This window comes from Acinetobacter sp. BIGb0102 (assembly GCF_003815055.1).
GTDB classification, from domain to species: Bacteria; Pseudomonadota; Gammaproteobacteria; order Pseudomonadales; family Moraxellaceae; genus Acinetobacter; species Acinetobacter vivianii.
Window position 1 is genome coordinate 472,671 of the sequence record NZ_RKQE01000011.1, and the last position, 15,879, is coordinate 488,549.

Here is a 15,879-nt window from a genome sequence, read left to right on the forward strand (position 1 = left end):
ATGGATTGAATAGATATGGATAATCAAATTACAAAACCTTATACAGATAAGACGCTTGCGATCACCAGTCTTGCCGTTGTGTTTACATCGGTGGCTGGTTTGGCAATCTACTCATCTGAATCAATACAACTGGCTGCAAAATGGATGCAGTGGACCACGTCAGTGTTTACTACGCCAGTACTTTTATTTGCTTTTTTATCAATTATTTTTACCTTTGGTTTGGCTTTTAGTAAATACGGCAAAATCAAACTCGGTGAAGGCAAGCCCCAATACAGCACCATGTCATGGATTTTCATGTTCATTCTATCTGGGATTGGGTCTTCCACCTTGTACTGGGGCTTTTTGGACTGGGCTTATTATTACCAAACTCCAGGTTTAAATTTAGCACCTGAATCGGCAGCAGCGCTGAAATACAGCGTGGCTTATTCCTTCTTTCACTCGGGTTTGAGTGCATGGTCAATCTATGCCTTGGCATCGATTTCACTGTGCTACAGCTACCATGTTAGAAAGAATAAAGGTCTGAGTCTCGCATCTGTGATTGAAGCGGTGACAGGCTTTAAAGCAACGGGTCCAGTCGGTCGTGTGGTTGATCTGATGTTCTTATTGTGTATGTTTGGTGCCTTGACCATTTCACTGGTTTTGACAGCCGTTACCTTTACCAACATTCTTTCGCAACTAACCGGTATTCCAAATACCTTCATGACCAAAGTCATCATTATTTTAGCGGTATCCATCTTATTTGCACTGAGCTCTTATGTCGGTATGGATAAGGGGATGCAACGCTTAAGTCATATGGTGTGTTTGGGTGTGGTGCTGTTCGCGATCTATGTGCTGTGCTTTGGCCCAACGCAATTCATTATGAATAATTCATTAATGAGTTTTGGCCTCATGGCGACCAATTTTGTCGATATGAGTTTGTTTACTGACCCGATGGGGGATGGAAAATTCACACGTGAATGGACTGTGTTCTATTGGTTATGGTGGATTTCTTATGCACCGGGTGTGGCCTTATTTGTGACTCGTGTATCCAAAGGCCGCACCATTAAAGAAGTGATTCTTGCCATGGTCATCGGTGGTAGCGTTGGTTTATGGTTCATCTTTGGGGTATTTGAGAACTACAGTGTCTATAGCTTTATTCACGGTATGGTCAATGTCCCGCAAGTCTTGAGTCAGCAAGGCGGTGAAGTGGCGATCGGTCAACTGCTCGGTTTATTGCCAGCAGGCAAGCTGATGATGTGGTTATTCCTTGGCATTATGGTGATTTTCCTTGCAGCACATATGGATGCGGTCGGTTATGCCGTCTCTGCAACCTGTACTCGCGGTTTGCGTGAAGGGCAGGATCCGTCTCCAAATGCACGTTTATTCTGGTGTGTGATGTTAACTCTAGTGCCGATTGCGATGATTTTCTCGAAGGCGCCGTTAGACACCATGAAAACTGCGACCATTGTGACTGCCTTGCCGTTTATTGTGATTATTCTGGTGCAGACCTATGGGCTGGTGAAGTGGCTGATTGAGGATTATTCCAAGGTGCCATCGCATTTGATCGAGCAGAATAGCTTTAATGACTTGGAAGCGCTTGAGCATACGGATTCAAATCAACAAATGCAGATTGATATCGCGGCAACAGCAGTTGCACATAAAAGTAGTCAAAAGGAATTGTCATGACACAGCAACCGAACACGCGCTATGAGTTAAGCGAAGAAATGCAAAGTCTGGTGTATTGGAGCAGCATTTATTCAGCAGCGGATAATGATATTGATTCAATTCGTGCAGCCTACGATGCCATGTGTATGCATTACACCTTGCCACGCGATGGTGCGGTCAATATTGAAGATAAAACCGTTGCGCATACCACTCATCCCGTCAATGTTCGGTTGTATTCACCACGGGGCGAGGCCCCTCAAGCGGGTTGGCCTTGTATTCTGTTTATCCATGGTGGTGGCTGGATGCTGGGTAATCTGGATTCACATGAATTTATTACCCGTTATTTATGTCGTGATCTGAATGTTGCGGTACTAAGTGTCGATTATCGTTTGGTGCCAGAACATCATTTTCCAGCCGCTTATGAGGATTGTGAAACGGTTTATCAGTGGCTCCGTGCGCATGGCACAGACTGGAACATTAACCCAGCACAGATTGTGTTAGCAGGCGACAGTGCAGGCGGCAATTTAGCTGCGGCACTGGCGGTTCAGCTACAGCATACAGGCAATCAGGCCTGTGGTTTGGCCTTGATCTATCCATGTTTGAGCAGCAGTTTTGATACAGCGTCTTGCCAGCAGCATGCACATGCGCCGTTACTCACGTTAGAGGAAATGCATTATTACCTAAAACAATATGCTCCGAATGAAACTGACTGGAAAGATACACGTTTAGCGCCACTGAATGCACAGGATTTTTCTGACATGCCCCATAGCTTTGTTGCGGTGGCTGAATATGATCCACTGAGTGACGACGGACGTATTTTCGTGGACAAGTTAAAACAAGCCAATATTGCCGCCGAGTTTTATCTCGGCAAAGGATTACTGCATGGCAGTTTACGTTTAGTACGTGATTGTCCTGTAGTGCAGGATTTATATCAGCACATGCTGAGTTCGTTAAAGCAAATGTTCAAGTGATTTGAACATCAGCCAATTTTGATAAAACGGTCGTTAGGACAAAAGAGTTTAATGGAGTAAAACCATGAATGCAGTTGAAAAATTACCAGAAGATTTCTGTTCAAACCCAAATGTGGCGTGGACATTTCCAAAAGTGTTCTACACATCTTCTCAGGTTTTTGAACGTGAAAAAGAAGAAATTTTTGCGAAAAGCTGGATTTGCGTGGCACATGGCAGTGAAGTTGCCCAAGCCAATGACTATATTACCCGTAAGGTGATTGGTGAAAATATTATCGTGATTCGTGGCAAAGACAGCGTATTACGTGCATTTTATAATGTCTGCCCGCATCGTGGTCATGAGTTGTTGAGTGGCAGTGGCAAAGCGAAAAATGTGATTACCTGTCCGTATCATGCATGGACATTTAAGCTGGATGGTAGTTTGGCATTGGCGCGTAACTGTGATCATGTTGAATCTTTCGACAAGCAAAACTCAAGCATGGTGCCGTTAAAAGTTGAAGAATATGGTGGTTTTGTCTTTATCAATATGGATGAAAATGCCACTTGTGTTGAAGATCAATTGCCTGAATTTGCACAGAAACTCAATGAAGCTTGTGCCGTAATCAAAGACTTGAAACTGGCTGCACGTTTCGTAACAGAAACACCTGCAAACTGGAAAGTGATCGTTGATAACTATTTAGAATGTTATCACTGTGGCCCAGCGCATCCTGGTTTTGCAGACTCGGTACAGGTCGATAAATACTGGCACACTACGCATCAAAACTGGACGCTGCAATATGGTTATGCACGTTCTTCAGAGAAGTCCTTCAAGCTTGATCCATCAGTCAAAGATCCAACTTTTAGCGGTTTCTGGACTTGGCCGTGCACCATGTTTAACGTGCCGCCAGGTGCCAACTTCATGACGGTGATCTATGAGTTTCCGATGGATGCGGAAACAACTTTGCAGCATTACGATATTTTCTTCACCAATGAAGAGTTGACTCAAGATCAGAAAGATTTGATTGAATGGTATCGCAATGTCTTCCGTCCTGAAGACCTTGAATTGGTTGAAAGTGTACAACGTGGCTTGAAATCACGTGGTTATCGCGGTCAGGGCCGTATCATGACCGATAAGCAACGTTCAGGCATCAGTGAGCATGGTATTGCTTATTTCCAGAATCTTGTTGCGCAGTATCACAAGTAATTTTGTATCAGGCTCATTAAGGGTACGGTGGACGATAAAGCCGTACCTTGCTTTCAATCGATAGGATGATGACATGTCAAGTTTGCAAGGAAGTCAATTATTTCAACAACGCGGATTGATTAATGGCCAGTGGGTCAATGCGCAAACCAATGCCACCATTCCTGTGACCAATCCAGCCACGGGTGAAGAAATTGGCTTGATTCCGAATATGGGTGCTGCGGAAGCCACTGAAGCGGTTGAAGTGGCGTATCAGGCTTTAGCAGCATGGAAAGGATTAACGGCACAAAAGCGTGCAGACCTGTTATTGGCTTGGTATCAACTGGTTCTGGCCCATGCCGATGAACTGGCACGCATTATGACTATTGAGCAGGGGAAACCTTTAGCCGAAGCATTGGGTGAAGTGAAATATGCTGCTTCATTTATTCAATGGTTTGCGGAAGAGGGCAAACGCGTTTATGGTGATGTGATTCCGACCATCAATAGCCAGCAGCGTTTTATTGTGACCAAAGAACCAGTCGGCGTGGTTGCGGCGATTACGCCGTGGAATTTCCCGATTGCCATGATTACCCGTAAAGCGGCACCTGCTTTGGCAGCGGGTTGTACCATTGTGATTAAACCTGCCAATGAAACCCCATACTGTGCGCTTGCAATTGCTAAATTGGCTGAAATGTCAGGCATTCCAGCAGGCGTCATCAATGTGGTGACCGGTAAATCGCAAGAAATTGGTTCGGTATTTACCAACCATGAAAAAGTCAAAAAACTGACTTTTACAGGTTCTACGCCTGTCGGTCGTTTATTGATGCAGCAATGTTCAGATACCATCAAAAAACTGGCACTTGAATTGGGTGGCAATGCACCACTCATCATCTTTGATGATGCTGATCTGGATAAAGCGGTTCAAGGTGCAATCTTTGCCAAGTTCCGTAATGCAGGACAAACCTGTGTCTGTGCCAATCGAATTTATGTACATGACAAAATTTATCAGGCATTTACCGAGAAGTTTGTACAAGAAGTACAGAAATTCAAAATTGGTAATGGTTTGGAACAGAATGTACAGATTGGACCGTTAATCAATGAAAAGGCCGTGCTTAAAGCTCAACAGTTAATTGATGATGCCTGTGGCAAAGGTGCGCAAGTGGCGTGCGGTGGTAAACAACATGCACTTGGACAAACTTTCTTTGAACCGACCGTGCTAACCGACGTATCGCGTGATATGGAAATTGTTCAGGAAGAAATCTTTGGCCCAGTCGCGCCTTTAATTCGCTTTACAGATGAAGCCGATGTGGTCGCGCAAGCCAATGATACGATTTTTGGTTTAGCGGCCTATGTTTATAGCGAAAACATTTCACGGATCTGGCGTGTTGCTGAACAGCTGGAATATGGCATGGTTGGGATGAACTCAACCGCGATTTCCAATGAAGTCGTGCCATTTGGTGGCGTTAAACAATCTGGTGTGGGGCGTGAAGGTTCTAAATACGGTTTAGAAGAGTTCATGACCATTAAATATATGTGTTTAGGATTATAGCAACAATACCTGTTGGGACTCTCTTCATCGAGGGTCAACAGGCAATATGCAGTTAAAATTAGAAAATGCTTAGATGAGCAGCATGCGGTAAAGAGGATTTAGACATGGCTAGTCATTATGAAATGTTCCCATCAGTGGTCACTCGTGTAGAGCAACTGACCCCATTGATTAAACGGTTCACATTTAAACGTCAGGACGGACAAAATTTTCCTCAGTTTAATGGTGGCAGTCATATCATTGTCAAAATGAATGATCAACTGTCCAATGCCTATTCACTGATGAGTTGTGCTCAAGATCTTTCGACTTACCAAGTCTGTGTACGTAAGGATGTCGAAGGTAAAGGCGGCTCCGTTTATATGCATGATCAGTGCAATGAAGGCTGTGAAATTCTAATTTCTGAACCAAAGAATTTATTTCCGTTGGCGGAAGAAGGTGAGAAACATATTTTAATTGCGGGTGGAATTGGGATTACGCCGTTTGTACCGCAAATGGATGAGTTGGCAGCGCGTGGTGCAGACTTTGAATTGCATTATGCCTACCGTTCGCCAGAACATGCTGCATTGTTAGAAGAACTCAAGCAAAAGCATGGCGAACATATTGTTAGCTATATTGATTCAGATGGAAAATATCTTGATCTCGATCAATTGATTGGATCTCAACCTAAAGGTACGCACGTCTATGTGTGTGGGCCTAAACCGATGATTGATGCAGTGATTGATCGTTGTAATTACCATCGTTACCGCGATGAATATATTCATTGGGAGCAATTTGCATCTACCGTACCAGAGGAAGGTGAAGCATTTACGGTTGTTCTGGCAAAGTCGAATCAGGAAGTGGAAGTACAAGGGAACCAGACGATCTTGCAGGCGATTGAACTCCTCAACATTGATGTGGAATGTTTATGTCGTGAAGGTGTGTGTGGGACTTGTGAAACCATGATTCTGGAAGGTGAGGCAGAGCATTTCGATCAATATCTGAGTGATGATGAAAAAGCATCACAGCAGTCCATGATGATCTGTGTATCTCGTGCCAAAGGCAAGAAATTGGTACTTGATCTGTAAACTGTCTGACTGATTGCCTCAGTGTGTTTTTTAGCTACTCAAATCAATGTAGATGTGAAAGGTTTAAAATTAATATTCATTTAAGCTAGGGCAATTAATTTAAAAGGACGGACATAACCGTATACACAGTACACCTTTCGCCACATTCCAGATGTGGCATTTTTTTTGCCTTAAGATTTTGAATTAAATCACTTGTCGTAAATCACGCGCCGTTTCTTGTAATAACGGCAGAATATGGGTAATTAAATAGTCTTTGGTGGTACGCATGGTCGGGGACACAATATTCAGTGCCGCGACTACGCTGGCATTGGAATCATAAATGGGTACAGCGACTGCATGTACGCCCAACTCATGTTCTTCACAAGAATAACACCAATCTTGTTCCTTGATTTCATGGAGTAAATCCAGAAATTCTTCACTATCGGTATGGGTATATTTGGTCAAACGTTTTAATGGATATTTTTCTAACCAGCGTTTTTGTTGTTCGGGCGTTAAATGTGCCAGTAAAATCTTGCCAGCCGAAGTGGCGTGGGCGGGGAGACGATTACCCAAATGTAAGCCATAAGGATTGACCCGATCAGTTTGTTGATGGGCGGCACTACGGGCAATGGTAATCGCTTCATAGCTATCCAGTACCATCACTGAATAAATCAGTGAAGTCTGATTGGTTAAGAGATTCAGCAACGGTTGACAGATTTTAGGGAGAGAAGAGCCGTCGAGATAAGCTCCTGAGAATTTTAAAATTTTTGGAGATAAATAATAATAATGACCATCAAAATCTAAATAGCCTAAGTATTCTAGCGTCAGTAGGTGGCGTCGAGCTGCAGCACGGGTCATTCCTGTTTTTTCAGCCGCCGTACTCATATTCAGGCGGTGGCGTTCAGGCCCAAAACATTCCAGAATGGACAGACCTTTGGCAATCCCCGCAATAAAATCCTCATGGCGTATGGTTTTTTTATTTTCACTATGATGAATGAGTCGCGGACTTTTATCTTGATCATTTTCCATTGTTTAGATTATCCATTTCAAATCCTTTGATGAAAATTATTCTAATCCAATCACGACTAATTTACTTGGATAATGTTCGATGATCGAACATAAAAAATAATAATCGAACAAAAACCATTTTAAAACGTAGAAGTCAGCGCAGAATTTATCAAGAATAAATAGAAGAAATCCGAACAAAACACTCAACTTCATTTTATCGGCTTTTAGATGGATGAATGGGTGATGCACAGTACAGGAAGTAGTCAGATGATTGATAAGAGTACCGCCTCATTGACCGAGGCACTGTCACAGATCAAGGATGGAGCAACCATCATGATTGGTGGCTTCGGCACCGCAGGACAACCCGCTGAACTGATTGATGGACTGATCGAACTCGGGATCAAGGATCTGGTCATCGTCAATAACAATGCTGGTAACGGTGATTATGGTTTGGCCAAACTGCTTAAAACAGGCGCAGTACGTAAAATCATTTGTTCTTTCCCACGTCAGTCTGATTCATGGGTCTTCGATGAACTGTATCGTGCAGGCAAGATAGAGCTGGAACTGGTGCCGCAAGGCAATCTGGCGTGTCGTATTCAGGCTGCTGGCATGGGCTTAGGTGCGGTATTTACCCCAACAGGTTTCGGTACGCTTTTGGCTGAAGGCAAGGAAACCCGTCATATCGATGGTAAAGACTATGTGCTTGAATATCCAATCAAAGCAGACTTCGCACTGATCAAGGCACACAAAGGCGATCGCTGGGGCAATCTGGTTTATAACAAATCAGCCCGTAACTTTGGTCCGATCATGGCGATGGCAGCGGATGTCACTATTGCGCAGGTTTCTGAACTGGCTGAACTCGGTCAGCTTGATCCTGAACACATTATTACCCCTGGGATTTTTGTACAGCATGTGGTTGCAGTTGATGCGACGACTGGCACAGGAGCATAAACATGAGCTATCAAAAACTAAGCCGTGACCAGATTGCTGAACGTGTCGCACAAGATATTCCAGATGGTGCTTATGTCAATCTCGGTATCGGCCTTCCAACCAAGATTTCAAACTATCTTCCAGCAGACAAAGATGTATTCCTGCATTCGGAAAATGGCTTACTCGCATTCGGGCCGCCACCTGCCAAAGGTGAAGAAGATCCTGAACTCATCAATGCAGGTAAGGAATACGTCACCATGCTGACGGGCGGCAGTTTTTTCCATCATGGGGATTCCTTTGCCATGATGCGTGGCGGACATCTGGATATTGCGGTACTCGGTGCTTTCCAAGTGGCAGCCAATGGTGATTTAGCCAACTGGCATACTGGAGCAGCGGATGCGATTCCTGCGGTGGGTGGAGCGATGGATCTGGCTGTGGGGGCCAAGAAAGTGTTTATCACCACTGATCACACCACCAAACAAGGTGAGCCGAAGATTGTTGAAGCGCTTTCATATCCAGCAACAGGTTTGAAATGTGTCGATCGGATTTATACCGACCTGTGTGTGATTGATGTGACCAAAGATGGTTTAAAAGTGATTGAGAAAGTGGATGGTCTGAGCTTTGAGGAGTTACAGGCGTTGACGGGTGCTCAATTGATTGATGCGACTCAAGGATAATGTTTACACAGCCACTCATTACGGGTTAAAGCAGAGACTTTTTGTATAGGCATTGCCTTACTTTTTAAGGATAAAAAGTAACAAAAATCCTTTGTTGGACTGATGGTACATCCTGAGCAATTTCAAAGCAATGCTTTGAAAGCAGCGCAAGACAGCCCAACGGGCGGCATCCATGCCGCCGCCGCGAAACGAGGCATTGCCTACGCAAAGGAAGAAAGACTAAACCCGTAATTTGTGGCAGTGATCACAACAGATTTAGAAATGGAAATGTAAGAATATGAAAAACGCTTATATCATTGATGCCATCCGTACTCCATTTGGTCGTTATGCAGGTGGTCTTGCACCAGTACGTGCAGATGATTTGGGAGCTATTCCACTTCAAGCCTTGATGCAACGCAACCCAAGTGTCGATTGGCAACAAGTGGATGATGTGATCTATGGCTGTGCCAATCAGGCAGGTGAAGACAACCGTAATGTTGGACGTATGTCAGCATTATTAGCAGGCTTACCTTATCAAGTGCCTGCAACCACCGTTAACCGTTTATGTGGTTCTTCACTGGATGCCATTGCTATGGCTGCCCGTGCCATTAAAGCCAATGAAGCTGACCTGATTATTGCGGGCGGTGTGGAAAGCATGAGCCGTGCGCCTTATGTGATGGGAAAATCAGACAGTGCCTTTGGACGGAGCCAAAAGATTGAAGACACCACCATGGGATGGCGTTTTATCAATCCAAAGCTCAAAGCAATGTATGGTGTGGACACCATGCCACAAACTGCGGAAAACGTAGCAGAACAGTTCAACATTAACCGTGCCGATCAAGATCAGTTTGCCCTCAATAGCCAACAACGTACTGCAACTGCACAAGCCAAAGGCTTCTTTGCCCGTGAAATCATCCCTGTGACCATTCCACAGCGTAAGGGCGATGCCATTGTGGTGGATACGGATGAGCATCCACGTGCATCAACAACTTTAGAAGCTTTAACCAAACTTAAAGGTGTGGTCAAAGCAGAAGGGACTGTGACCGCAGGTAATGCTTCTGGAATTAATGATGGTGCTGCTGCGGTGTTGATTGCTTCGGATGAAGCGGTGGAAAAATATCAACTCAAACCTCGTGCCAAAATTATTGCAGCCACCACAGTGGGTGTTGAACCCCGCATTATGGGTTTTGCACCTGCACCTGCGATCAAGAAACTACTTAAACAAGCCAATCTCTCTTTAGCGCAAATGGATGTGATTGAGTTAAACGAAGCCTTTGCCGCACAAGCTTTGGCAGTCACCCGTGATTTAGGTTTGGCAGATGATGATACACGCGTCAATCCGAATGGTGGTGCAATTGCCCTAGGTCATCCATTAGGTGCTTCAGGTGCGCGTCTGGTGACCACAGCTTTAAACCAGCTTGAACAGATCAAGGGTGAATATGCCTTGTGTTCGATGTGTATCGGTGTTGGTCAAGGGATTGCACTGATTATTCAACGTGTTGAGTGAGGTTTGCTATGAGCCAGTTATACGCCAGCTTATTTTATCAGCCTGATGTCACTGCAATTTTTAGTGATCATGCTTTATTGGGATATATGGTGCAGGCCGAAGTTGCTTTAGCTAAAGCTCAGGCACAGGTCAACGTCATTCCTGCTTCAGCGGCAATGATCATTGAACAGGTTGGTCAAAATGCTGTAGCGCAAATCGATATGGATGCTTTGGCTACAGCAACGGGCTTGGCTGGCAATATTGCAATTCCATTTGTAAAGCAACTGACCGCTTTGGTGAAACAGCAGGATGAAGATGCATCTCGCTATGTGCATTGGGGTGCGACTAGTCAGGATATTATTGATACAGCAACGATTTTGCAGTGTCGTGATGCCTTGGCATTGATCGAACAGCAAGTGCAACAGGCCTATCAGGTGAGCTTAAAGCAAGCACAACAATATCGTGATCAGGTCATGATTGGGCGGACTTGGCTACAGCAAGCTTTACCGATTACTTTAGGTCATAAATTTGCTCGTTGGGCAGGTGCTTTTAAGCGTGATCTTGATCGTCTGCATGCAATGAAAGAACGCGTATTGACTGCACAACTCGGTGGCGCAGCAGGCTCATTGGCATCTTTACAAGACCAAGGTTCGGCTGTGGTTCAGGCTTTTGCCGCGCAACTCAATTTAACAGTTCCAGCATGCACATGGCATGGTGAGCGCGACCGTATGGTTGAGATTGCCAGTACGCTTGCTTTGATTGTTGGAAATGTTGGCAAGATGGCGAAAGACTGGTCACTGCTGATGCAAACCGAAATCGCAGAAGTTTTTGAACCCGCAGCAAAAGGGCGTGGTGGATCATCGACCATGCCACATAAGCGTAATCCTGTGGCAGCAGCTTCAATTCTTGCTGCAGCCAATCGTGTGCCAGCCTTAATGGCAAGTGTTTATCAAAGCATGGTGCAAGAGCATGAACGTGCTTTAGGTGCATGGCATGCGGAATGGCTTGCGATTCCAGAAATTTTCCAGCTATGTGCAGGTGCTTTAGAACGAAGCAGTGAAGTGCTTGAGCACATGCAGGTCAACGCAGACGCGATGCAACGTAATCTTGAATGTACAAATGGCCTCATCATGGCGGAGGCTGTGATGATGGCGCTTGCACCAAAACTTGGACGGTTGAATGCACATCATCTGGTTGAGCAGGCTTGCCAGCAAGCGGTTGTCCAGCATCAGCATTTAAAAACCGTGTTATCCAACATGGAGCAAGTGAATGCCCATTTCAATGATCAGGCATTAGATGATCTGTTCAATCCTGCATCTTACCTAGGCAATATTCAGGCACAAATCGATGCAGTACTACATGCAGCACAAGGAGAGTAAGCACATGGTCACTCATATCAATAATCGTCAGGGACATCCGCTGGCTGTTCAGGTTCAAGGGCGCAAAGATGCACCTGTGATCATGTTCTCTAACTCTTTGGGAACCGATCATGGTATGTGGCAGGCGCAAGTGACAGCTTTGGCTGAGCACTATCAGGTCATTACCTATGACACACGTGGACATGGTACCAGCACAGTGATAGCTGATACGACCTTGCAAAATCTGGCCGAAGATGTTGTGGATATTCTTGATGCTTTAGCCATTGAAAAAGTACATTTTTGTGGCATTTCGATGGGCGGAATCACGGCTTTGGCTTTGGCAATTGATCACGCTGAACGTTTTCACAGCATTACTGTTGCAAACTCGGCAGCAAAAATCGGAAACGCTGCGGCATGGAATACTCGCGCGGATAGCGTAGAGCAAAACGGTTTGGCTGAACTTGTGAAAACCACGCATACCCGTTGGTTCAGCGAACATTTTGATTATGCGCACGATGTGCTGGCACAAAAAACTATTCAGAGTCTGGCTGTGACATCTGCACAAGGCTATGCCAATGCATGCCGTGCCTTAGCCGATGCCGATGTTCGGGAGCAACTCGGTCAGATTCAGCTTCCTACTTTAATTATCGCAGGGCAATACGACCCGATTACAACGGTACAGGATGCAGAGTTTATGCATCAACACATTGCAAACAGTCAGCTTGAAATATTGGCAGCTTCTCATTTGTCAAATATTGAACAGCCACAAGTGTTCAAACAGGCATTGTCCAAGTTTATTCAAAACATATAACCGCAAGGGTTAGAAAGGAATTCGCCTACAAGGAGGCAGTTATGGCACAGGAATTTGCTGCATCGAAAAATAGCGTAGATGCACAAGCATTAATTGATAATGCGCCAATTAGTAAATATCAGTGGATGATCGCAATTGTTTGTTTTCTCATTGTATTTGTTGACGGTATTGATACCGCTGCAATGGGATTTATTGCACCTGCATTGACTCAGGACTGGGGCATTGACCGTTCCCAGCTTGGGCCAGTAATGAGTGCGGCATTGGGTGGCATGATCATTGGTGCGCTGGTTTCGGGTCCAACAGCTGACCGTTTCGGGCGCAAGATTGTTTTAACCGTTGCAATGTTGATTTTTGGTGGTTTTACCTTGGCATCTGCTTATGCTGACAACCTGAATCAATTGGTCGTATTACGTTTTTTAACGGGGATCGGTCTTGGTGCGGCGATGCCGAATGCAGCGACCTTATTCTCTGAATATTGCCCGACACGGGTACGTTCATTGATGGTGACCTGTATGTTCTGTGGTTATAACCTCGGTATGGCGACAGGTGGTTTTATCAGTAGCTGGTTGATTCCCGCATTTGGATGGCACAGCTTATTTTTATTGGGTGGCTGGACGCCTTTGATTCTAATGGTTCTGGTGATTTTGTTCTTGCCTGAGTCTTATCGTTTTCTGATTGTCAAAGGTCGAGATTCAGCAAAAATTCGTACCATTTTAACCCATATTTCGCCTGAAAAAGCACAGGCTGCTGAGAGCTTCCATATCCCGGAAGAAAAATCTGCTGTGGCAGAAAAGAAAAATGTGTTTGGCATGCTGTTCTCTAAACAATATGCCAAAGGTACGGTTTTATTGTGGACCACTTATTTCATGGGTTTAGTGGTGGTTTACCTGCTCACCAGCTGGTTACCAACCTTGATGCGTGAGACTGGTGCAACCATGGAACGCGCAGCATTCATCGGCGGCTTGTTCCAGTTTGGCGGGGTGCTCAGTGCCTTATTCATTGGCTGGGCAATGGATCGTTTCAATCCAAACCGTATTATTTCAGGTTTCTATTTCCTCGCTGGTCTGTTTGCAATTGCGGTTGGGCAAAGTCTCAGCAATCCAACGTTATTGGCGATTCTTGTGTTATGTGCAGGCGTTGCGATTAACGGAGCACAATCTTCAATGCCGGCATTAAGCGCTCGTTTCTATCCAACGCAATGTCGTGCAACAGGTGTGGCATGGATGACAGGTATTGGCCGTTTTGGTGCCGTATTTGGTGCATGGATTGGCGCAGTGCTATTGGGTAATGACTGGTCATTTACCGCCATTCTCAGCTTGTTGATGATTCCTGCTACGGCAGCAGCCATCGCAATTTTTGTTAAATCTCTAGTTGCTCATACCGATGCAACCTAAGGCTCATATTTTCAAGATGAGGAGCAACGTTCATGAATGATGAACAGCGTTATCAGCAAGGACTGAAAGTCCGTACCGAAGTACTGGGTGAAAAACATGTCGGCCGCTCTTTAGCGAACCTTAATGATTTCAATCAGGATTTCCAGAATTTTATTAGTCGTTTTGCATGGGGTGAAGTGTGGTCGCGTGAAGGCTTGCCACGTCATACCCGTAGTCTGGTCACGATTGCCATCTTATTGGCATTGGGCCGTGAAGACGAACTCAGAATGCATTTACGTGCCTGCTTCAACAACGGTGTCACTAAGGATGAACTGAAAGAATTGATTTTACATAGTTCTTTATATGCAGGTTTGCCAGCAGCAAATGCGGCGATGCATATGGCAGAAGAAGTCTTTAAAGAACTTGGCATCGACGTGCAACCCGTTGCGGCACAACCACAGGATTAAGGAGACAGGCATGTTAAAGCATACATTAGGTGCATACCCACAACGTAATACTGATGATCATCCGCCAGCATATACACCCGGTTATAAGACCAGTGTATTACGCTCGCCAAAGAATGCATTGATTTCTATTAATGAGACGTTGACTGAAGTCACTTCACCGCATTTTTCACCGAATATCTTTGGCCCTAAAGATAATGATCTGATCTTGAACTATGCCAAAGAAGGTCTACCTGTTGGTGAACGTATCATTGTGCATGGTTATGTACGTGATCAGTTTGGCCGCCCTGTAAAAAATGCCTTGCTTGAAGTATGGCAAGCCAATGCATCTGGTCGTTATCGTCATCCGAATGACAAATTCATTGGTGCGATGGATCCTAACTTTGGTGGCTGTGGTCGTACTTTAACCGATGAAAATGGTTTTTATATTTTCCGTACTATCAAACCGGGTCCATATCCGTGGCGTAACCGTATTAATGAATGGCGTCCAGCGCATATTCATTTCTCCTTACTTGCAGATGGTTGGGCACAGCGTCTGATTTCGCAGTTCTATTTTGAAGGCGATACCTTGATTGATACTTGCCCGATTTTGAAAACTATTCCTTCGGAAGATCAGCGTCGTGCCTTGATCGCACTGGAAGATAAAAACAACTTCATCGAAGCAGATAGTCGTTGTTACCGCTTTGATATTCATCTTCGTGGTCGTCGTGCGACTTATTTTGAAAATGATTTGACTTAAGGGAGACATACGATGAATGCATGGAATTTTCAGGAATTAAAGGAAACCCCATCACAAACAGGTGGTCCTTATGTTCATATCGGTTTATTGCCGCAACAAGCCAATATTGAAGTATTTGAGCATAACTTTGATAACCAGTTAGTTAATGACCAAACTCAAGGACAACGTATTCGTCTCGAAGGTCAGGTGTTTGATGGTCTTGGTTTGCCATTAAGAGATGTATTACTGGAAATCTGGCAGGCGGATGCAAATGGTGTTTATCCAAGTCAGGCGGATACTCAAGGTAAAACTGCCGATCCACATTTTCTTGGATGGGGCCGTACAGGTGCCAATTTTGAAACAGGTTTCTGGAGCTTTAATACGGTAAAACCAGGCGCTGTTGCTGGACGTAAAGGTTCAATTCAGGCGCCGCATATTGCTGTGGCAGTGTTTGCGCGCGGCATCAATATCGGCTTACACACTCGTGTTTATTTTGAAGATGAAGTGGATGCCAATGCCAATGATCCAGTGCTAAACAGTATTGAATGGGCAGTACGTCGTCAGACTTTAATCGCCAAACGCAGCGAAGTGGATGGTGAAGTGGTTTATCGCTTTGATATTCGTATTCAAGGTGATGATGAAACCGTATTCTTTGATATTTAAATATATTAAAGAAACATATGTAGAAATTAGCTACTCGGGAATGTCATCTGCA

Annotated in this window: 15 protein-coding genes; 14 read left to right on the forward strand and 1 reads right to left on the reverse strand. The window is 44.7% G+C overall.

The window, feature by feature from the left end:
• Positions 1–9 precede the first annotated feature (9 nt).
• From EC846_RS08435 to cntB, 5 genes are all read left to right on the forward strand, one after another.
• On the forward strand, positions 10–1,665 hold the full coding sequence (locus tag EC846_RS08435) for a BCCT family transporter (RefSeq protein WP_171067030.1): 1,656 nt from the start codon (positions 10–12) through the stop codon (positions 1,663–1,665).
• A complete protein-coding gene (locus tag EC846_RS08440; RefSeq protein ID WP_123774868.1) occupies positions 1,662–2,615 on the forward strand; it encodes an alpha/beta hydrolase in 954 nt (317 codons plus the stop codon). Before EC846_RS08435 ends, EC846_RS08440 begins: the two co-directional genes overlap by 4 nt.
• A gap of 64 nt (positions 2,616–2,679) precedes the next feature.
• Positions 2,680–3,795 (forward strand): carnitine monooxygenase subunit alpha, encoded by a 1,116-nt coding sequence (gene cntA / locus EC846_RS08445; RefSeq protein WP_004772828.1) that lies wholly within the window; start codon positions 2,680–2,682, stop codon positions 3,793–3,795.
• Positions 3,796–3,868: 73 nt separating this feature from the next.
• Positions 3,869–5,320: an NAD-dependent succinate-semialdehyde dehydrogenase gene (locus EC846_RS08450; RefSeq protein ID WP_123774869.1), complete on the forward strand. Its 1,452-nt coding sequence runs from the start codon at positions 3,869–3,871 to the stop codon at positions 5,318–5,320.
• Between the two features lie 104 nt (positions 5,321–5,424).
• Complete coding sequence (cntB, locus tag EC846_RS08455) at positions 5,425–6,381, forward strand: carnitine monooxygenase, reductase subunit CntB (RefSeq protein ID WP_004772825.1); 957 nt, start codon at positions 5,425–5,427, stop codon at positions 6,379–6,381.
• A gap of 183 nt (positions 6,382–6,564) precedes the next feature.
• Here cntB and pcaU read toward each other — a convergent pair whose 3' ends face one another.
• The gene (gene pcaU, locus EC846_RS08460) at positions 6,565–7,389 is read right to left on the reverse strand and encodes an IclR family transcriptional regulator PcaU (RefSeq protein WP_004772824.1); all 825 of its coding nucleotides are present in this window, start codon (positions 7,387–7,389) and stop codon (positions 6,565–6,567) included.
• 246 nt (positions 7,390–7,635) lie between these two features.
• On the opposite strand from pcaU, the gene EC846_RS08465 reads away from it, so the two are divergent.
• The 9 genes from EC846_RS08465 to pcaG all read left to right on the forward strand — a co-directional run bounded on the left by EC846_RS08465 (position 7,636) and on the right by pcaG (position 15,827).
• A complete protein-coding gene (locus tag EC846_RS08465; protein ID WP_004772821.1) occupies positions 7,636–8,319 on the forward strand; it encodes a 3-oxoacid CoA-transferase subunit A in 684 nt (227 codons plus the stop codon).
• A gap of 2 nt (positions 8,320–8,321) precedes the next feature.
• On the forward strand, positions 8,322–8,975 hold the full coding sequence (locus EC846_RS08470) for a 3-oxoacid CoA-transferase subunit B (protein ID WP_123774870.1): 654 nt from the start codon (positions 8,322–8,324) through the stop codon (positions 8,973–8,975).
• A 277-nt stretch (positions 8,976–9,252) separates the two neighbouring features.
• A complete protein-coding gene (gene pcaF, locus EC846_RS08475) occupies positions 9,253–10,461 on the forward strand; it encodes a 3-oxoadipyl-CoA thiolase (RefSeq protein WP_123774871.1) in 1,209 nt (402 codons plus the stop codon).
• 8 nt (positions 10,462–10,469) lie between these two features.
• Positions 10,470–11,819 (forward strand): 3-carboxy-cis,cis-muconate cycloisomerase, encoded by a 1,350-nt coding sequence (locus EC846_RS08480; protein ID WP_123774872.1) that lies wholly within the window; start codon positions 10,470–10,472, stop codon positions 11,817–11,819.
• A 4-nt stretch (positions 11,820–11,823) separates the two neighbouring features.
• Complete coding sequence (gene pcaD, locus EC846_RS08485) at positions 11,824–12,609, forward strand: 3-oxoadipate enol-lactonase (protein WP_123774873.1); 786 nt, start codon at positions 11,824–11,826, stop codon at positions 12,607–12,609.
• 41 nt (positions 12,610–12,650) lie between these two features.
• A complete protein-coding gene (locus tag EC846_RS08490; protein WP_004772814.1) occupies positions 12,651–14,003 on the forward strand; it encodes an MFS transporter in 1,353 nt (450 codons plus the stop codon).
• 32 nt (positions 14,004–14,035) lie between these two features.
• Positions 14,036–14,449: a 4-carboxymuconolactone decarboxylase gene (gene pcaC, locus EC846_RS08495; protein ID WP_004772813.1), complete on the forward strand. Its 414-nt coding sequence runs from the start codon at positions 14,036–14,038 to the stop codon at positions 14,447–14,449.
• A 10-nt stretch (positions 14,450–14,459) separates the two neighbouring features.
• Entirely contained in the window at positions 14,460–15,185 is a 726-nt protein-coding gene (gene pcaH / locus EC846_RS08500) for a protocatechuate 3,4-dioxygenase subunit beta (RefSeq protein ID WP_004772812.1), read from the forward strand.
• Positions 15,186–15,197: 12 nt separating this feature from the next.
• Positions 15,198–15,827 carry a protocatechuate 3,4-dioxygenase subunit alpha gene (pcaG, locus tag EC846_RS08505; RefSeq protein WP_004772811.1) on the forward strand — a complete coding sequence of 210 codons (630 nt, stop codon included), beginning with the start codon at positions 15,198–15,200 and terminating at the stop codon, positions 15,825–15,827.
• The last annotated feature ends 52 nt before the right edge of the window (positions 15,828–15,879 follow it).